Genomic DNA, 19,834 nt, shown 5'->3' on the forward strand with positions numbered 1-19,834 from the left:
TAGGTTGTAGGGGTGGAGGACCCTGTCCACCCGGGCAGCAAGATTCCTGCAACCCGCTTTATGATTTGTCATCCTGAACGGAGTGAAGGATCTGACCTTTAAAATTCTAGACCCGTTCGCTCCGCTCAGGGTGACAGCTTTATGAGGATGATAAAGTAGGGTTGGGTCTCAGGCCCAATCAGGTTCAAAACCCAATGGCGGGCATGGAAACCCGCCACTACGCATGAATGACATATTTCAATGGTAGGGAACCACGCCCCCGTGGTTCCGCCTTACGTCGTATTCTTCCTAAACAATGTAACAATGTCCGGCTATATGCTTAACCCTCATTATAATTCTATAAATCTCCCTTTAGCCCGATTTCTTCCGAAACCTTCTGCATTCCTTTTATGGTTTCTTCAATAACTGCATCTAATTCCATTCCTATCATGCTGGCACCTTCTTCAATCACCTCGCGGTTTACTCCGGCAGCAAAGCCTTTTTGCTTCCATTTCTTTTTAACGGATTTAACCTCCGTATCCAATATGCTTTTGCTTGGCCTCATCAATGCGGTGGCTGCAATCAGCCCTGTCAATTCGTCAATGGCATACAGCACCTTCTCCATTCGCTCTATGGGCTCAACATCTGAGCAGAGCTTCCAGCCGTGACTTACTATAGCCCGTATATAAGCTTCCGGCCAGTTCCTTTCAGTAAGAATCTCTTTTACTTTTTTGCAATGCTCCTCCGGGTACATTTCATAGTCAAGGTCATGGACCAGTCCTATAATCCCCCATTTTTCCTTATCCTCTCCAAAAAGCTCAGAAAAGTGGACCATCACCCCTTCAACAGCCAGGGCGTGTCTGATTAATGCTTCATTCTTATTGTACTCCTTGAGCAGTTCAAAGGCTTCTTCTCTTGTTGGTATCATCGGTCTCATCCTCTCTTTCTTCTAGTAGTTACCTAACTTTCTTTTTATATTTTATGCTTTCTTCAATCAACCCACTAAAAAGCTTTAAAAACTTTGGATGTTTTGTCACCAATGCTTCTGGATGCCACTGCAGCCCCATAGCAAATTGCTGATGTTCAGTCTCTATGGCCTCTATGATGCCGTCCTTTGAGAAAGCAGTTGCCTTGAATCCCTCTGCAATCTTGTCAACCGCCTGATGGTGAAAGGAATTTACGTAGATTTTCTCTTCTTTGAACAGGTCATGGAGTTTGCTGTCCCTCTGAATCTCTACTGCATGGTGCAACTGATCCATCCCTGTATACAAAGGATAATGCCCTAACGCTCCCGGTACCTGTTTCTCAATATCCTGATATAGTGTCCCACCAAAAGCAACATTCATAACCTGAAGACCCCTGCAAATACCTAAAATAGGTATGCCTTTTTCATAAGCTTCCTTACAAAGGCTGATTTCCTGCTGATCCCGCTCCCAGGATATCCCCGCTGTTTCTTTTAATGGCTCTTCCTTATAGAGCAGCGGTGCTATATCACCCCCGCCTGAAAGTAATAAACCGTCTATGATTTCCGTATACTGCAGCTGCGCTTTCCACTGATGGACGATGGGAATCAATACTGGAACACCCCCCGCAAGGATAATACTATGGACATAACAATTATCTACTCCGCAAAGGATCTCCTTATCTTCATAATAGTGATGAAAAGTTGTAATCCCTATGACTGGTTTCATGAATGACCTCCTTGATCTATTGTATCTCGCCCTATACTTAGAAAAATAGCAGGCAGACACATGGCCTGCCCTGTAAAACAAACGAATCGCTCTGAAATGCTTATATCAATACAATCAGAACCTTACTCCTGACTATCGGCCCGAAGAATTTTTGGCGCTCTCGGTGCTCTTAACCGATGGGCAGAATGAAGGTCCGATCCCAATAATGGTCTTAAATAGGATTTAAATGCAGAGGTAACATTGGTACCCTCTGGCGTGATAAATTCGTCGGGCATCAGCTTTGTCTTGGCTGCCACCTGGTGCAGCGGTGTTATCCGATAATCTACGGAATAGTCCCCTGTTCTATGGATCGTAATGGAACCGTCGATGTTGTGCCAAATCGCAAATTGTGCTGCCTTTTCTCCAACTTCTCTGGCTTCATGCTGATCTACATCGGAAACACATCCAAAGAAAGAACGCTGTAAATATCCAAAGGTATCCGACCTTACACGCTTAATATTTAATCTTTCCTTCACAAGATTTGCCAGCAGATCCCCTAATGCGCCCGTACCTGACAGAATTGCATTGCCATGGGCATCCTTTTCAACATTATTTGTTAATCCAAGGGCTATTGGTTCCCCTTTTTCATTTACAATTCCTTCTGATACTGCAATGAGACATCTTCCATGCTTCTCATATATGCGCTTAACGTCGCTTAGGTATTGATCCACGTTAAAAGGTCTCTCAGGAAGATAAATTAGATGGGGACCATCATCGGGATATTTTTGGGCCATTGATGAAGCAGCTGTTAAGAATCCGGCATTTCTTCCCATGATAACACCGATATGCACCCCGGGTAGGGCTCTATTGTCAAGGTTTAATCCGATAAAAGCCTGTGCCACAAATTTCGCCGCAGAACCGTATCCGGGAGTATGATCATTAACCATCAAATCATTGTCAATAGTCTTAGGAATATGGATCGCTCTAAATTCGTAATCCGATTGCTCTGCCTGTTCGTTAACGATTCGTACAGTATCTGCAGAATCATTTCCACCTATATAAAAGAAATATCTTACATCATGGGCTTTCAATACATTGAAAATTTCCTTACAGTATTTCACATCCGGTTTATCCCTTGTAGAAAATAGTGCAGAGGATGGGGTTACGGCTACCTGCTCCAAATTGTGAGTTGTTTCCTGGGTCAGATCCAGAAAATCTTCATTCACAATTCCGGCCACACCGTTAATAGCGCCATAAACCTTCGACACCTGTTCAAATTTTCTTGATTCCAGCACGACACCTACCAGCGATTGATTAATAACTGCAGTTGGTCCTCCCCCTTGTGCTACGACAACCTTTCCATCTAACTTCATGCTTCTACCTCCTTTATGTAATGTTTATCAATAACATTCGCAGACCTGCATATTTTCCAAAGAATACCTTTTTTCCCTAAACACTATTATACACCAATTTACCCAAGTTCAATAGTTTGATTTTTTAGAAATTTCTCTACACAAAAAGACACCCCATGTTCTAATTCCATGAAGTGTCCTATAGCGTGCTTCTTCACTAATCAATTTCTTGCTCTAATATGCTGATCAGTTCCTTTACTGCGGCTTCTTCATCCACACCACTTGCAGTGATTGTCAGCTGATCGCCTTTGTAAACCCCTAGGCTTAATATGGATAAAATGCTTTTGGGATTACAGCTTTTTCCCAAATCTCCGTTTTTGATCATCTTAAGATCTGACTGATATTTATTGGCAGCTTTTGAAAACAGCCCTGCTGGCCTTGCATGCAAGCCATTGGCATTTTTAACGATGATGGAAGCTTCTACCATTGCTGTATTCCCCCTTTACTAATCCACTGATTTATTTGCTAACAAGTATTCCTCCGCTTCTGCTGACCATAGTCCGTTATGCCTCTCCACAATTCGGCTAAGCTCTGCAAAAAACGGATCTTCCTTTCCTTTTTTCTCAAAATCTTCTATGGCAGTCAGTTCCATTTCAACATTGCAGTAAACCAACTTCTTTCCTCCAGGAATTTCCGGAAGGTTCAAGGTTGTATCGATCACACTGTCCAATCCCCCTACATGGGTAACCATTACAGCCGGATTAATCAAACCTTTAGCTGACATTTCCAAGGATTCGAGCATATCGTCTGCATTTCCACCGGTGGAACCCATGATATGGGTAGGTGTGTAGTGCACATTATAAAAGTTTACTTCTGCTTTGAACTGGGTATCTGTGGGACCTGCAAAAAAGTTGAGGCATCCATCCTTACCCAGGATGGCATCTGCATCCTCTATCACTGAACGTACCGGAGCATAGACAAATACGTCATCAAACCCGGTTCCATCTGTCAGCTCCTTTAGATAAGCTGCTGAGTTTTCCAGCTCCCTCGTATTCACATAGTGGAGCTTCACACCATTCCGCAGCCCTTCCTCTACAGGGAAGAGCTTTTCTGCCCGCTTCAATCGTTCATCATCAATATCTGTGACTACCAGCATTCCCGGCTTTCTATCGCAGTGCAGGGCATAGTCGATAGCCCCCAGGCCCATGGGCCCGCAGCCTGCAAGGAGGGCCATTTTCCCTCCCTTTACAATACCCATGTGGTGTACATATTTGCCTGTCTCCGTATGATAATTTGAGTGAAATCCACCGATAACGCAGGACATGGGTTCCGCTAAGGAAGCTTCATAGAAGCCTTTTCCTTCATAGTTAAGCAAAAACCCTAACTCCATTACTTCCTGCGGGATAATGATATAGGTTGCATTGCCGCCAAAATAAGGATAGGAATAACCGGGAGCATAGGGGCTCCCTTTATAATTAAGGGCCGGCTGCAGTGCAAATTTTTGACCCGGCTTAAACTGATGCTGCCACTTCTTTCCTACCTGAACAATAACGCCAGCAAATTCATGTCCTATAATCGTTGGATTCTCAGCAATATCCTCAGGTACACGCTTGTGTTTATTTCCTAAGATTACAGCCTTATAGGTTGACATACAAATACTATCTGAAACCACTCGGGCTAATATTTCATCCTCCCGAATCTCCGGAAGCTCAAACTCTTCTAATCGTAAATCCCTTTCTCCATATAATCGTACAGCTCTTGTTTTCATGATTTCTCCCTCCATAAGCTAACAATACACGGTTTTAATGTTAACTTGCTCTTTTAAATATTCTACTTGTTCTAAGGTTCCCATTTTAGTTCCTTCATTGCTAATTGTAGCCGCAGCTGCTGCCACAGCCAGCTTTATACCCTCTTCAAGAGTCATTTTTTTACTGACCGCATAGGCCAATGCACCAACCATAGAGTCACCTGCCCCTACGGTGCTCTTCACATCTATCTTCAGCGCTTCAGCAACGAAAGCTTTATCTCTGGTGACAAACACACTTCCCTCTTCTCCCATAGAAACCGCTATGATCTCAATGCCGGTCTTCAATAAGGATTGTGCTGCCTCAATGATCTGCTCAGTTGTTTCAATTTTTCTTTCCATATACATTTCCAACTCATGTATATTAGGCTTAATCATATAAGGACCTGCCTTAATCCCTTCCCGAAGTGCCTCCCCATCAGCATCCAGGATGGCTTTTATTCCCTTTGATTTAGCGATTGCTATCCACTTTCCGTAGATGCTCTTCTCCACATTTTGAGGTGTGCTGCCGGAAAATACAATCACATCATTTTCTGTCATAGGGCCAAACACTGAATCTTCCAGCTCCTTGAGCGCCTTTGCTGAAACAGGGGCCCCTGGCTCATTAATATCCGTATACAGACATTTCTCTTTATCGACAATCTTAATATTTGTTCTTGTGTTGCCTTCTACCTCAACAAATTCATGTTTGATACCCATTTGGTCTAACTGGGAACGTATTTGTGCACCGGTGTGTCCTCCAAGAAATCCTGTGGCCAAGGTTTCACCTTGAAGATTTCGAATCATTTTTGAAACATTAATGCCTTTTCCCCCGGCATCTACTCTTTCTTGACAAACCCGATTCACACTTCCCTCTTTTAGTGTATCTAATACAATGGTCTTATCCATTGCAGGATTTAGCGTAACTGTAATAACCATAGAATCGCTCCTCTAGTTTTCCATATCCTATTTCTTAGTAAAGAGTGTATAAACATATTCTAAATCTTCTGTTGTCTTAAGACGCTCTGCAATCTCATCTTCCTCCATAATAGAAGCCAGATTAGATAAAATAGCTAAATGCTCATTGCCCACGCCTGCGATTCCCACAACCAGATAAGCTAGCCCTTCGCCAAAGTCTACGCCATCGGGAAACTGGAGGATGGAAATACCAGTCTTTCGAATTTGCATTCTGCCGCTGGCTACTCCGTGAGGTATGGCAATCCCATTGCCTATATAGGTGCTCAGATCATTTTCCCGTTGAATCATTGCATCGATATATTCCTCAGCCACATATCCGCTGTCTGCTAACAAGCGTCCAGCCATTTTAATGGCTTCCATCTTCTCCACGCTTCTTTGTCCTAAAAGAATATTCTTTTTCTGCAGTACAGGCAATTCTTCAGTGCCGATCGGCTTTACCTGGGATTCCTGCTGCTTCTCTTTGATTTCCACAAGGCGCTCTACCAATAAATCATATACAGGGTTTTCTATGAAATCCTGAATAGAAATATGCTCTGCCTGCGGAGCTGCCAATTTGGCTCTAGCCGTTAGATTCTCATGAGTTATAACAATCTGGGCATCCTCCGGTATATTTTCAATTGCGTCATTGCTAACCTGCACATGTATGCCCTGCTTCTTAAGTTTATTGCGCAGCGTACTTGCTCCCATAGCACTGGAACCCATTCCGGCATCACAAGCAAAAACAATCTTTTTTACCGCGACATTTAATTTAATTGCTGTTTCTGTCTCGGTTTTCTTTCCCTTCATACCCTGAAGCTGTGTTTTTGCAGCTTCCAATTTTTCTTCATCTGCTGCATAACCCCTTGCTTTTATGATCGGCGCAGAGAGGAAGAAGGTTACGGCAGTAGATACTAAGACTCCCGCCAGCACGGCCAATAATCCACCCCGTGGTGCCATAGCCATAAGGGCAAAAATACTACCCGGTGAAGGTGTTGCCACCAGTCCTGCGCCTAAAAGCGCAAAGGTGAATACACCGCTGGCGCCTCCCGCAATCACAGGAATAATCAGTAAAGGATTCATTAAAACATATGGAAAATAAATTTCATGAATCCCGCCTAAAAAGTGAATGATAATCGCCCCCGGTGCAGATTGCTTGATCATTCCTTTTGCAAATACATAGTAAGCAAGCAGCAGGCCTAACCCAGGTCCGGGATTTGTTTCCAGCAGGAAGAAGATAGATCTTCCCGTTTCAGTAGCCTGTTGCATTCCCATAGGGCCCAGCACCCCATGGTTTAGTGCATTGTTCAAGAACAATATCTTTGCCGGTTCAATCACCAAAGAGGCAATCGGCAGCAGACCTACATTTACTACTGTCTCTACTGCACCTTTTAGAATCAGGTTAAGGGACAGTACAACAGGGCCTATGACTTTGTAGGCTGCCACAGCTAAAACTGCACCCATAATCCCTACAGAGAAGTTATTCACCAGCATCTCAAATCCTGCCGGTACCTTATCTTTCAACATATCATCTACTTTACGCATCACAAATCCGCCCAAAGGCCCCATGATCATTGCTCCAAGAAACATGGGTACATCAGCGCCTACAATTACCCCTGCAGTTGCAACGGCTCCTAAAACTCCGCCGCGAAGATCTCCAATCATTTTGCCTCCCGTGTATCCAATCAAAATCGGAAGCAAATAAATGATCATCGGTCCCACCAGCTTCGATAAATTCTCATTTGGCAGCCAACCGGTAGGAATAAACAACGCCGTTATCAGTCCCCAGGCAATAAATGCTCCGATATTCGGCATCACCATTCCACTCAAAAATCTGCCCATTCGTTGTATATTCAAACGCATCTTACCCGATGCATGCATTTCATTCGTGTTAACTTGCGTTTCCATGTAAAACACCTCCTATATTTCTGATCTACATCATCTTCTGCTGATAAAATCGTCCCAGGATTAAGCTAAGATCATTAAATATCTCTTCCTTTGATCCTTCTATAATCGCTGCTGAAAAACGATCGTTTTCAATCAATCCCTTCGTGATTTCACTTAATACTTCCAAGGCGACTTTCTCTGCATCGTAAGGTGCCAGCATCACAGTTCCCGCTTGGATTTTTTGGACTTCTCCCTCTATACCGCTTATATAGATGGGATTTGCCAGTCGAAATGCAGCAAAATAAAGCTCCTTCACTACTGTCGTTCGACAATGCAATAGCATAATCTCTTTTTGCTTTAATAAGGTACTGCCTTGTTTTTCTCTATTTTTCAAATCCTCATAAAGCTTGTTTCGCTTTTCAGAACCCTCAACGAACCTATTGCTTATCTCTTCGATTAAAGAATCCACATCTGCTGCATCAACGGCTTCTAATAACTTAAAATGGTCTAGAACCTGCAGGATTCTTTGATTGCATATACTCAACATCTCAAATTTTTCTTTTAGATGCAGGCCGCTCTGCTTTGAGCTTCCTTGCTCCTTTTGTCCGGCAGAAAAGTTCCGGATAAAGGTCTCCAAGTTTTTTTGATCTTCTTGATGAAGAAGTGGATTTACCATAATATACGGAAACTGACAATCTGGTATATGGGTGGTAGCAATAATAAAATCAATTCCAGCTTCTGTGAGATTTTCCTCGTATAGGTTAATAATCGAAATCAAATCTACAATCTCCAAATTGCTAAACTCTTTTTCTATTCTGCTGGAAAGCAGTCTCGATGCACCGATTCCGCTTGTACAGGCGATTGCCACCCGATACTTAATTTGACGTTCCTTTTTCTTCTGCTCTACTACAGCACCCAAATGCATTGCTATATATCCAATCTCAGACTCCGGTACCTTTATAGCTTCTTGATCTTCAATGACCCTTACACACTTTCTTGCAGTTTCAAAGAGTTTGGGATAAAAGTCCTTGATCTCCTCCAGCAGCGGATTCCGGATGTCCAGATTCAACTTGATCCGGTTAATCGCCGGCCCCAAATGCTGTACAAGGCCCAGCAATAATTTATCATTTTCCTCCAAATAACAGCCTGTTTCCATTTCAGCAATATGCATCATCTTTTTGGCCAGGCGCACCAGTTTAAAATCCTCAGTAATAGAGCTCTCACTGTTGTTAAAAATATTTCTTCCCTTAGAGCCCTTCAAGTGCATGGTGATATAGCCGATCTCCGCCGATGGAATCTCTACGTTAAAAACCCCCCCGATAGTACGGGCCAGTTCTTTCGCAATAGCAAATTCCTTTGTACTGCGCAGCTGCTGCAAAATAGCATCATCCATGACAATCTTTTCATTATTGCGGATACGCTGCAGTGCAATGGCCAGGTGTACGATCAAGGCTGAGTAAGCATCGTCAGCCAATTGATATCCCAAGGGCTTTTCAATTTTCTTGATAAGCACTTCTAATTTTTCAACAATATCAGGATTAATAAAATCATAAATTGGATTTTGCGTAACAGGATTTATGGCAGGCCTTTCAGCTGCAGCTTTATCCGCCCGTTTGCCGATTAAGTTCAATACTTGGTTTTGTCCGGCATTCTCATAGAATATATCCGTCACGGCACGCCGTATATCCTTCTCCCTGCCTTCAATGAAAATACCTAAGCCAGGCTTACGAATCAATCTCAGATGGTATTTTCTTAACCGTTCTTCGATCTTATCCAGATCATGGCTTAAGGTTCCTTCCGTTACATGAAACATCCGAGTGAAATAATAGATTTTTGTTATTTCATTATTCATAAGCAGTTCACTCAGCATCATCGCCTGTCTCTCTTCAGGCGTAAAGCTTTTCTCTACCTTCTCGTTCTGGAGTAGTGCAATAATATTCTCCCTTGCTTTCTGTCCCTCGTTGAGTCGAATGCCCGTTCCCTTTTTCGTCTCCAGCGCATACCCTTTCGCTGCAAGCCATGTCTCAACGGCAGTCAGCTCCCGTAAAATGGTGCGGGAACTGACCTCCAATTGATTACTGATGGTTTCAATCGTTATATATTCATTTTGTTGGCATAGAATCTGAATGATTTGTTTTGTACGGGAACTGATATTCATTAGGATCAGCTGCCTTTCAAATAATTTATCTGAAATTATTTTAGCTGCTGAATAAGTTCATCATACTGTTTGCCATCAACAAAATTCTGGATAGACATATGATCTGCATGAGGTACTTTCTCTTTTGCTCTAGAAGTCAGGCTTTCATGTGTAATCACCATCTGTGCATCCTGCGGAATATCATCAATCGAAGTATTCACTACCTGGATGTTTAGCCCTGCCTTCTTCAGCTTGTTTCTCAAAGTAGTAGCTCCCATGGCACTAGAACCCATTCCGGCATCACAAGCAACGACAATTTTTTGAATCTTCGTGTTTTTCACCTTGCTTATTTCTGCATCCACATCTTTCTTTCCTTTTAATGTCTGGGTCTTTTCTTTTGCTGCAGCAAACTCTGTTTCACTCTCTTCACCGGTTCCTCTCTTAATAAAGAAGGCGGCTACAAAGAAGCTCACTGCCGCAGATACAGCTACACCCAATATCACCGGCAGAAAGCCTCCCTTTGGTGTCATGGCAAGCAGTGCAAAGATACTTCCCGGTGAAGGTGTTGCGATAAGCCCGGCACCCAATAAACTGAAAGTAAATACTCCACTGGCACCGCCGGCAATCACTGCTAAAATCAGCAATGGATTCATCAGCACATATGGGAAATAGATTTCATGAATACCGCCTAGGAAGTGTATGATCACTGCACCTGGCGCAGATTGTTTAACCATTCCCTTGGAAAATACCCAGTAGGCCAATAATATCCCTAGGCCTGGCCCCGGATTGGTCTCTAACAGGAAGAATATAGATTTTCCTATTTCATTAGCCTGTTGAATGCCTAAAGGCCCTAAGACCCCATGGTTGATAGCATTATTCAAAAATAGTATCTTACCTGGCTCGATAAACACAGAGGTTAAAGGCAGCAGCCCTGCATTCACAATCCCTTCTACTCCGGTCTTCAAGAAGTTATTAAGCCCCAGTACGATAGGGCCTATCCCTAAATAAGCCACCAATGTGATGATCATTCCTATGATCCCTGCTGAAAAGTTATTTACCAGCATTTCAAATCCCGCAGGCACCTTTCCGTCTACCCATTCATCGAACTTCTTGATGCAATAGCCCCCTAAAGGACCCATGATCATAGCGCCTATGAACATAGGAATATCTACCCCTACTACGACCCCCATGGTTGCTACAGCACCAAGCATGCCGCCTCTGGTCCCTGCAACCATCTTACCGCCGGTATAACCGATCAATAATGGCAATAAGTACAATATCATAGGTCCGACCAGCTTAGATAAATTTTCATTCGGTGTCCAGCCTGTAGGTATAAATAATGCAGTAATCAATCCCCACGCAATAAAAGCCCCGATATTTGGCATTACCATTCCGCTTAAAAACCGTCCAAATTTCTGTACTGAACCTTTCATGTCCTTTTGTGAATAAGCTGTGGCTGTTGACATAATATCCCTCCCTCAGATTTATTCATTTTTGATCATGACATGTCATTTTAAAAATACTTAAGTATTGATTTCATTATATGTTGATATTCCAAGGCCTACAAGCCAAAGATATGTAGTTGTGTCACTATACAAAAGTGACAATATTATGGAACCTTATTCTGACTTATTTAAGGCCCCATATCCTAGAATATTTTGTATGAATATTTAGTTTTTAATATCTTGAAACGAAAAATTGCGTTTATTGTCGAGTTTCTAAAGGGGCAAAAAATAAAAAGTTAGGCAGCATTCCATTAGAACACTTACCTAACTTTTATGTCTTTCGTTGAAGGAATATAATTTGCTTATGCAAATTATTTTTGCAACTTGTTCATGTGCAGCCTGTTTTTGAGGCTGAAATTCCCTCTAGCTTGATATGATTTATCCATAAAGCCTATTACTGACAACTGTCTCCACAACTGTCACCGCAGCTCCTTGCACCTGTAGATATCGTAAAGCCTTTCCCCCGGGCATTATTCACGAAATCTAAACTCAGCTCCGGCACTCCTTCCAGTACTTCCTTAGCTACAATTACGCTAAAGGTACCGCAGTCCTCCACATGGTCTTCCTCTTTTAGCTCATCCAGAGCCATTCCGAAGGTTGGGCCTGCTCAACCATACCCTGTAATATACAGTCTTAAACCTTTGTTGGTCATGTCATAATTCTTTAACTGCTGTTCCAATTCCGTTTTTGCTACCTCTGAAATTTTTACGTTCATGATCATCCTCCTTCTCCCCTATACCTTATAGTATAGTTCTAGAATTTTCATTTTTATCCTCTTTTAATCCATCAGTTTTCTAGCGGTTAATATATTCACGGACTTTGTCGGTACATCTCTTGTATATAATCATGAATGTTCCCCCTCAATCCCCTCTTTTTTAGTTCAAAACTACATGGATTCCGCCTTCTTGTAAATCCGCTCTATTTCTGCCTGATCCGCAAAAGTGCATAAAACATAGGCTATGAGAATGATCCCCGGGATATCTACCAGCAGCCTTGTCAGCGCAAACTTTGCACCTAAAGCAGAGATTTCAAAAAGCAGCATGGGGATCTTGGTAGTAGACCAGGCTCCAATAAAAATCAGTACATTACTAAATTTGACTCCCTTTTTCATAAAGACTGCTGCTACGGGAAAAGCACCGTAGAGTGGCCCTGCTGCTGCAGAACCTATTAAAAATGCCAATAGAATACCCTTCAACCCCGAATCTTCCCCCATATACTTGATCATCGTCTCCTTTGGAACCCATACATCTAATAATCCCAAAAGCACGAAAATAGGCGGTATAACTAGAATCATCTCCTTTAAACTGTATCCGGTAATGCTGATGGCTTCTATTCCCAGTTCTCTATTCCTCAGTACTAGAATTGACAGAAATAAAGCCGCTATTAAAAAGAATCTATATCGCTTTAATAACTTCATAGCCCCCCGACCACCTTTCCAATGACATATGCTACAGCAAAAGAAAAGAAAAAGGCCAAAACATTTCTCATGAGGGTCATCCTCTTTCCAAAATATTGGACTTCAACAGGGGCAGTGATGACGCCTACCATCATTAACGTTGATACAAATGCGCCAATCTGCATATATCCCGCTCCACTGTTTAATAATAGTGCAGCGGTAGGAAAAGCTACGAATCCAGGAATCAAAGTGATCGCCCCAACGAGGGCAGAAAAAACCACTCCCAGCCATCCAGATTCATTTCCGATGAGCCGCGATATGAGCACTGCATCAAATATGGCGAGCATGATTCCTACTAGGATGAGTACACCAAGCAATTGGGGCAAAATGTTTTCAAAGGATTTCCAAGCTTTTAATAAAGCCATTTTTGTTTTTTTCCGATCCTTATAGTAAGAAACCATCAAAAGCAGGATAACTAAACCGTACATCAGATATCCGTTCATTCATCCACCTCAATTCTAAAAAGAGACATCTATCCCAGATAGGGCCACTGAAAAAGTCCAGGTTTTGTCATTCTGAATGAAACGCAGTGAAATGAAGAATCTTTGAAGTGACTTAAATACTCAGATTCTTCGCAAGCTCCTTCGCTATCGCTCAGGACTAAAGGCTGAGAATGACAGTCCTGTGGATACAACGTATTATTTGACTTTTTCAGTGGTCTCCTCCAGATAGGTGTCTCTTTTAATCTCTACCCTTAATGTTAATGACCGCAACCATGATGACTGCAGCTATTATGGACAGCAAACTCTTGAAGCTCATTATTCTTTAGACGCTCAATATTTTGAAGTACGGTTTCATTCGTAACCCGGTAGGCTTTTACGCCTTGGTTATTCAGCTTTGTCAACGCTCCTGCGCCTATGCCCCCTACCAGAATCGCTTCCACTGCTTCTCCGCCTAAGGCTTTTAAGGGCTGGCACATGCCATGGACATGGTGCAAATCCTTATTCTCGATCACCTTATGCTCTTCCTTCTCCAAATCATAAATCAAAAAAAATGGAGCTGAACCAAAATGGCTGTAAGCGATGCTGTCTAATCCCTTATTTTCTTCTATAGGTATACATATCTTCATATCTATTCCCCTTTCTTCTCTAAAACCCTTATTTTTTTGCAGCATTTGTTTTTCGTTACGCTGCAGGATTCGGCACATTCTTTCGGTATATGCGTGTCTAAGGGACAACTGCCCTGCATATGGCTGTTTTTTATCTGTTCTATGAACTGTGCTGTTTCAACCAGACTAGATTCCTGCAAATCGTATTGAACAAAATATCCCACCTTTTCGCCAACAATAATTCCTGCATCTTTGAGAATTTTTATATGCTGTGATACAGCTGCCTCTGAAATACCTAAATGCTTGGCAATTCCTTTGGCGCAAATTCTTCTTCTCGAGAGAATAATGAGTATTTTTAACCTCGTTTCATCCCCTAGCGCCTTCAATAACTGAACAATCCGGTCCATTATTCACCCCCAATCCAGTTAAGCGATTGCTTAATTAAAATACTATTCCTCTTTTTTCTATTTGTCAAGGATATAATGAATCTATTGGCATAAAATTATGATAATTTCTTATAACATAAGCAGCGGATGGTTTCTGGACAAGTTATTTCGAATCAAAAAATAGCTGCTAGAGCTATTTCTTTCAATAAATCTTATCAGTTCATCTTATTTTTTTCCCCACTGTTTAAAACCTCTAAAGGGTGGTATATAATTAATAAGAAAAATCAATTGATAATCATAATCAAATCAATTTCTTTCAGAGAAGGTGATTTTATGAAATTAGGTACTACGAACATCTTAACCATAACAAAGCTTAACAGTTATTTGCAATCCCATCTTTATCAGCAGAAAACATCCAATACCAATAATAATAAAATTTCTAAGAAATCATAGATAACACATACCCCCCTTATTTTTGATTCCAAATGTACCCCCTACATTTGGAATTTTTTTATTAAATAAAAGGGCCCCTTGCAACCTATGAAGTCTATATTATATCTTCTCTGCTTTAAATCTCAGCACCGTTTTCAGCTTATGTGCTTCCGTTTTTCTAGGATCTGACAGATAAATCTCCCGATGGGTATGTTCTATTCTCTTAAAACCATTTTCTAAGCAAAATGATTCCATCCTGGCAAAGCTTGCAGGCTCATCATCATAGCTCCCCATGTGCATCATCTGAATACATAAGCCTTCCTCTATGCAGCCGAAACGAACTCTGTCTAAAGCCGGATTTGGCTTCTTTCTTCTCGTTTTTTCCAGGATTTCGGCAGCAAGCTGATCCGTTACAAACTCCGGCTGCCGTATCATGATCGTATAAACTAATTTGTTTTTATCCAAGATAGTAAAATCCTTGGCATCATCCTCCAAATCCCATACTCCTTCCAGTGGAAAGACCGTATACTCAAAATATCCTTCCGGGGTCATGCCTCCTTTGGGCGCCATCTTTATCCCATAAGAAAGAGAATATAATGCCTGTATCTCTTCTCCAAAGGCCTCACCATTGGGATCTCCTTTTCCGTCGATCATGAAGAATTTCATCTCCGGCACCTGAACAACCATAGGTTTCTGGGGCGGAAGATACAATTCCTTATAATCCTTCTTATAATCAACCTTTTTTTCCATCTATAGACACCTCACTATAAAAATTCTTTAAGGACTCCTTTGTCCCACTGTCTAAATAGTGCCACCGAACATTTTGAATCGCACCCTCCAGGGCATACAGGGTATTGACTCAAGTGGTAGGATCTATAAATCTTAGACGCTCGAAGGCTTCTCTGCTCCCTGCTTCCCTCAATTCCTCTATGTTGGCTATGCCTACCCGCTCCAGCATTTCTGCCGATACCTTCCCGATGTTTGGGGACTTTTCCAATTCTCTCATTTGTTTTTCACTCCTCTCAGAGATCCACCATATATTTTGAAAGATGCCTTAACCTGTATTATTTAGAAAAAGGAATTGTATTACTAAGAATATATTACAAGATAAATATGACATCTATATGTCAGCTTTTATTTTGTTTCATAAAATTTTCTTCATGTACCTGATGATTATAGATATGTGATTGAGATTCCTAATTTATGTTCGGAACGACGAGGCGTCGATCCCTACCTTTCTATTAAGGTTTACGTAGGGAACGGACTCTGTGCCGTTCCGCTGAATGTTAGATTTCTTAATCACGGATCTATATGACTTGCCGGTCAGCAAGCAACAACATTATTAAGAAATATTTAAGAATTCTTTAAGCGATCTTTAAGCTTATTTGATTATACTAAAAACACCGGCAGTACATAAAGCTATTTAAAACTGAAGACTAGACATTGACCCAGCAGTTTTGGAAAATTCCAGTCAAAGTATATGCTTTATCTTATTCTTCCGCTATAATACCTAGTATGGAGTGGTTGTGCCGGAATATAAAATTGTTAAGGAAAAGGAGATCCTATGGAATCTATATTATTCATTTTTAAATCTATAATACTTGGCATCGTAGAAGGCTTGACAGAGTTCTTGCCCGTATCCTCAACAGGCCATATGATTATTGCGGGAAGTCTGTTAGACTTTCAAGGAACAAATCCAAATTATGTTGAAATGTATACCTATGTCATACAGTTGGGTGCCATACTGGCAGTAGTAATCCTCTACTGGAAGAAGATATGGGATACCCTGATACATTTCTTCCCCAAACAGGTGGGGTATGAAAAATCAGGGTTCCGGTTTTGGTTTATGATTTTTATTGCCTGTATCCCAGGAGCCATAGGCCAGCTGCTTTTGGATGATATTGCAGAGCAGTACCTGTTTAATCCAATCTCTGTAGCGATTACCCTGTTCTTCGGCGGAATATTGATGATCTATGCAGAAAACAGATTCAGAAATAAAAATGCCCATAGAAAAGGACTAATCATCTCCAGCAAACAAGCATGGACCATTGGATTATTCCAATGCTTAGCCATCATCCCCGGGATGTCCCGCTCGGCCTCTACCATTATCGGGGGATGGGTTTCCGGACTTTCTACCGTTGCTGCTGCTGAATTCTCCTTCTTTTTAGCCATCCCAGTCATGTTTGGCATGAGCTTTTTAAAGATCATTAAATTTGGTGGATTCACCGCTTTAACTTCCTTAGAATTGATTTCACTGGTGGTAGGCTTTTTCGTTTCATTTGTGGTGGCGCTCATAGTTATTGGAAAATTTATCTCCTATCTTAAAAAGAGACCCATGCGGATCTTTGCAGTCTATCGCATGCTGTTTGCCGTGATCGTCCTACTGTCGGGAGCTTTAGGCATATTTCACTAATGCAGCCGATACCTATCCAAATATAAAGGGGTACATAAAAAGCCGTAGGGTTTGATGTTTTCCAAGCACCCACGGCTTTTTCCACGAGTTATTTTAATAAATCAAAGCATAGCACCCACCAAGGCCAGTTGATTTTGAATCATCCGGCAGCACGGTATTCGACGGCTTACTGAAACAACCTGATAAAGCAAGTAATACACCTAATCATAGACATAAACAGTATAGCTTTCTCATATCTCACCCCGACTCCTTTATTTTCCTTAACCCATTGTATATAAGCATCCTGATCATATTTAATTCCTTACATTCGATTACTATCATTTTTCAATCATTCGATTTTTTTCGACAAGTCGACATGTTTTTTATCCTAACTAGCAGTATGTTCCTTTCATAGGGAAATGCGGAGCAGGGAATTCTAGTAATATGCAGATATTATTTGATATTAAAGGAGCGTAGTGGAATGAGGAATTATGTTAGATATACACTTCTGGCTTTAGCAATCCTGTTTGTTTTTGCATCTATTCCAACCAAAGCATTGAATCTCGGCAGCTTTATACGAAACAACATATTCACTGATGGCATAGATGATACTACTTCCGGTGGTGAACCGGTGTCTATGCAGCAGCTGAAAGCACAGGTTGATTTCTTCAAACAGGCCTTGGATGAATTTGGCGCCATCAGTCCCATGCAGGCAGCTCAGCTATGGGCGAAAAGCCGTGAAACGAGAAATGGTGTCTATCAATATGCGGTAGCCTGCCCCAATCTAAAGCAAGTCATTGAGCGTAAATGGGGAAAAGCAGATGAGAATTTCTGGATCATCGGTGGTTCCAGTCCATGGGTACAAAAATATGAAATCACCCATATCAAAAAGATAAACAGCAATACCTATGAGCTTACGATCAAATATTACTGGGCCACCTCTGCAGGAGATTCTGACCCCAGTTATGATATCTTAACCATAGGCAGAGAGAATAACTATTGGTGTGTACAGGCCGTGCGGTAGTAATGCTCCATAGCGGCCTACAATACCACCTAAAAAAGGGCTGATAAAGGAACCGCATTTGAATTCCTTCTCAACCCTTTTATCAAACAGTATCTAAAGCATTTATTACCGGACTAACGACAAAGTTCTTTCACTAAACCGGAGGTATATGTTTGGCTTTCCCTTTTCCTACAGTTTTTTGACTGGCTTCAGTACCATGTATCCCTCTGCTTCTGTATCGTCCTCATAAACAGGATTTACTTCGTCATACCATTCCCATCCATGGTCTTTCGGATTCCATAGCTCGCTGACATTCCAGACCGCTTCCGTCACTGCCTCATGCATCTCCTCTTTATAGGGAGGATGACAGAACTTTACATAATCACAGGCAGATGCAATCACCGTTTCCAGCCCTTCAGGAATCGGTCCATTATAGTCCAGAGGCACTTCTACGCCCCAGACATATCTGGTTTCTCCATTTTCATTTAGCCATCCGCAGATCACGCCGCCTAGGGTCCCCTGCATGCTTACCAGTGTGCCCCACATTTTTTCAGCACCTTCGGTCTCACAGAGTTCATGATAATCATTGGCACCTTCTCTGTGCATAACCAGCATTTTTCGTTCAGGCTTTGCAAGGAATGTAATTTTCACATCCTTCATCATTTCCTCCTGCATTGAACAATCATCTCCTTTTTTGATATGCTGGTGGTTGATATTGCACTCTAAAAACAGCGGGATTGGATTCTTGCGTTTCCTATATGCCCCCGGCGTAATGTCAAATGCGTCGGTGAAGGCTCTGGTAAAAGCCTCCTGAGAGTTATAGCCGAAATCCAGGGCGATATCGAGAATACGTCTTCTGGTGTCCCTCAGCTGTAGTGCTGCTGCCGATATTCTGCGCAGACGGATAAATTCCTTCATACTCATCCCTGCTTCAATATGAAAAGCCTTGGAACAATAAAACTTAGAGTATCCCACCTGGGCTGCCACATCCTCCAGCAGGATATCCTCTTTCAGATGCTTCTCAATGTAATCAATCATTTTTTGCACGCATACCTTCCATTCCAATCCGATCACCACCTTCAATAACAGTATATCTAAAGGAGCAGTAGCTTTTTTGATTTCAATTGCACAGTTTCCATAAGAAAGACAAGGGATTGACTTCCTTGTCCAGTATTAAAAGCATTTAATTCATATCTTTTACTGCTTCTACTTTTGTATAATAACATTCTCTAGCTTACAGTCAAGGAGCCCTGCCAAATCTTGAGGTTTCAGTTCAATCTGATATCCTATTTTTCCTGCACTGACAATCATAGCATCTAACGTGCTGCAGGAGCTGTCTAATACAGTTTTATACTCTTTTTTCATACCGATGGGTGAACATCCTCCCCGTATATATCCTGTAATCTTATTGATATCCGCAACCTTTATCATCACAACAGCCTTCTCACCTACTGCTTTTGCTGCCGCCTTTAGATCAAGTTCGCTGTCAACAGGAATAATGAAAACATAGTATTCTTTACTGGTTCCCTGGGTAACCAAAGTTTTATAAACCTTTTCAACAGGCTGACCAATTTTAGAAGCGACGGAAATACCATCTACCAGCCCATCCTTATGATCATAACCATATGTTTTATACGGAATTCCCGCCTTATCAAGAATCCGCATAGCATTTGTCTTCAAGTTTGCCAATGTCATCCCCCGCTTTTGTACTTGTCTCGTTTTCTGCTTGTATCCCTAAATGTTCCTTAAACTAAGATTCTCGTATAACAACGATTTCATTGTTCAACTTCAATATGCTGTCAAGAATTCTTTTCTTCATATCAGGATTAGAAAATGTTAAAACATAGTTC

19 protein-coding genes and 1 pseudogene are annotated in these 19,834 nt (G+C 41.7%); 2 read left to right on the plus strand and 18 right to left on the minus strand.

The features are described from left to right. Positions 1 to 337: 337 nt before the first annotated feature. The 16 genes and pseudogenes from BUB56_RS14065 to BUB56_RS14140 all read right to left on the minus strand — a co-directional run bounded on the left by BUB56_RS14065 (position 338) and on the right by BUB56_RS14140 (position 15,595). On the minus strand, positions 338 to 916 hold the full coding sequence (locus BUB56_RS14065; protein WP_110941940.1) for a hydrolase: 579 nt from the start codon (positions 914 to 916) through the stop codon (positions 338 to 340). A 19-nt stretch (positions 917 to 935) separates the two neighbouring features. Next, positions 936 to 1,670 (minus strand): gamma-glutamyl-gamma-aminobutyrate hydrolase family protein, encoded by a 735-nt coding sequence (locus BUB56_RS14070; protein ID WP_110941941.1) that lies wholly within the window; start codon positions 1,668 to 1,670, stop codon positions 936 to 938. 122 nt (positions 1,671 to 1,792) lie between these two features. After that, positions 1,793 to 3,022, minus strand: a complete 1,230-nt coding sequence (locus BUB56_RS14075) for a 6-phosphofructokinase (RefSeq protein WP_110941942.1) — start codon at positions 3,020 to 3,022, stop codon at positions 1,793 to 1,795. A gap of 196 nt (positions 3,023 to 3,218) precedes the next feature. After that, positions 3,219 to 3,488 (minus strand): HPr family phosphocarrier protein, encoded by a 270-nt coding sequence (locus tag BUB56_RS14080; RefSeq protein WP_110941943.1) that lies wholly within the window; start codon positions 3,486 to 3,488, stop codon positions 3,219 to 3,221. Between the two features lie 18 nt (positions 3,489 to 3,506). After that, positions 3,507 to 4,769 carry a zinc-binding dehydrogenase gene (locus tag BUB56_RS14085; RefSeq protein WP_110941944.1) on the minus strand — a complete coding sequence of 421 codons (1,263 nt, stop codon included), beginning with the start codon at positions 4,767 to 4,769 and terminating at the stop codon, positions 3,507 to 3,509. Positions 4,770 to 4,787: 18 nt separating this feature from the next. Beyond that, on the minus strand, positions 4,788 to 5,723 hold the full coding sequence (gene pfkB / locus BUB56_RS14090; RefSeq protein WP_110941945.1) for a 1-phosphofructokinase: 936 nt from the start codon (positions 5,721 to 5,723) through the stop codon (positions 4,788 to 4,790). Between the two features lie 27 nt (positions 5,724 to 5,750). Next, the gene (locus BUB56_RS14095; RefSeq protein WP_242946384.1) at positions 5,751 to 7,646 is read right to left on the minus strand and encodes a PTS mannitol transporter subunit IICBA; all 1,896 of its coding nucleotides are present in this window, start codon (positions 7,644 to 7,646) and stop codon (positions 5,751 to 5,753) included. A gap of 25 nt (positions 7,647 to 7,671) precedes the next feature. Beyond that, the gene (locus BUB56_RS14100; protein ID WP_110941946.1) at positions 7,672 to 9,783 is read right to left on the minus strand and encodes a BglG family transcription antiterminator; all 2,112 of its coding nucleotides are present in this window, start codon (positions 9,781 to 9,783) and stop codon (positions 7,672 to 7,674) included. Positions 9,784 to 9,818: 35 nt separating this feature from the next. Next, positions 9,819 to 11,228 carry a PTS mannitol transporter subunit IICB gene (locus BUB56_RS14105; RefSeq protein ID WP_190014553.1) on the minus strand — a complete coding sequence of 470 codons (1,410 nt, stop codon included), beginning with the start codon at positions 11,226 to 11,228 and terminating at the stop codon, positions 9,819 to 9,821. A gap of 433 nt (positions 11,229 to 11,661) precedes the next feature. After that, a complete protein-coding gene (locus BUB56_RS14110) occupies positions 11,662 to 11,856 on the minus strand; it encodes a Fe-S cluster assembly protein HesB (protein WP_110941947.1) in 195 nt (64 codons plus the stop codon). A 297-nt stretch (positions 11,857 to 12,153) separates the two neighbouring features. Next, positions 12,154 to 12,684 carry a permease gene (locus BUB56_RS14115; protein WP_110941948.1) on the minus strand — a complete coding sequence of 177 codons (531 nt, stop codon included), beginning with the start codon at positions 12,682 to 12,684 and terminating at the stop codon, positions 12,154 to 12,156. After that, positions 12,681 to 13,166: a permease gene (locus BUB56_RS14120; protein ID WP_110941949.1), complete on the minus strand. Its 486-nt coding sequence runs from the start codon at positions 13,164 to 13,166 to the stop codon at positions 12,681 to 12,683. Before BUB56_RS14120 ends, BUB56_RS14115 begins: the two co-directional genes overlap by 4 nt. A gap of 257 nt (positions 13,167 to 13,423) precedes the next feature. After that, a complete protein-coding gene (locus BUB56_RS14125) occupies positions 13,424 to 13,792 on the minus strand; it encodes a NifB/NifX family molybdenum-iron cluster-binding protein (protein WP_110941950.1) in 369 nt (122 codons plus the stop codon). Between the two features lie 2 nt (positions 13,793 to 13,794). Next, positions 13,795 to 14,178, minus strand: a complete 384-nt coding sequence (locus BUB56_RS14130) for an ArsR/SmtB family transcription factor (protein WP_110941951.1) — start codon at positions 14,176 to 14,178, stop codon at positions 13,795 to 13,797. 531 nt (positions 14,179 to 14,709) lie between these two features. Continuing rightward, positions 14,710 to 15,339, minus strand: coding sequence for a GyrI-like domain-containing protein (locus tag BUB56_RS14135; protein ID WP_110941952.1), 630 nt, complete (start codon positions 15,337 to 15,339; stop codon positions 14,710 to 14,712). Further along, positions 15,323 to 15,595, minus strand: a pseudogene (locus BUB56_RS14140) (TfoX/Sxy family protein). Before BUB56_RS14140 ends, BUB56_RS14135 begins: the two are co-directional and overlap by 17 nt. Positions 15,596 to 16,153: 558 nt before the next feature. On the opposite strand from BUB56_RS14140, the gene BUB56_RS14145 reads away from it, so the two are divergent. Both BUB56_RS14145 and BUB56_RS14150 read left to right on the plus strand, forming a co-directional pair. After that, entirely contained in the window at positions 16,154 to 17,002 is an 849-nt protein-coding gene (locus BUB56_RS14145; RefSeq protein WP_110941953.1) for an undecaprenyl-diphosphate phosphatase, read from the plus strand. 460 nt (positions 17,003 to 17,462) lie between these two features. Continuing rightward, positions 17,463 to 18,005, plus strand: coding sequence for a hypothetical protein (locus BUB56_RS14150; RefSeq protein WP_110941954.1), 543 nt, complete (start codon positions 17,463 to 17,465; stop codon positions 18,003 to 18,005). 168 nt (positions 18,006 to 18,173) lie between these two features. Here BUB56_RS14150 and BUB56_RS14155 read toward each other — a convergent pair whose 3' ends face one another. Together BUB56_RS14155 and ybaK are read right to left on the minus strand one after the other, a co-directional pair. Then, positions 18,174 to 19,049, minus strand: a complete 876-nt coding sequence (locus BUB56_RS14155) for a helix-turn-helix domain-containing protein (RefSeq protein WP_110941955.1) — start codon at positions 19,047 to 19,049, stop codon at positions 18,174 to 18,176. 141 nt (positions 19,050 to 19,190) lie between these two features. After that, the gene (gene ybaK, locus BUB56_RS14160; RefSeq protein ID WP_334292839.1) at positions 19,191 to 19,679 is read right to left on the minus strand and encodes a Cys-tRNA(Pro) deacylase; all 489 of its coding nucleotides are present in this window, start codon (positions 19,677 to 19,679) and stop codon (positions 19,191 to 19,193) included. Between the last annotated feature and the right edge of the window lie 155 nt (positions 19,680 to 19,834).

Source organism: Geosporobacter subterraneus DSM 17957, assembly GCF_900142145.1.
GTDB classification, from domain to species: Bacteria; Bacillota; Clostridia; order Peptostreptococcales; family Thermotaleaceae; genus Geosporobacter; species Geosporobacter subterraneus.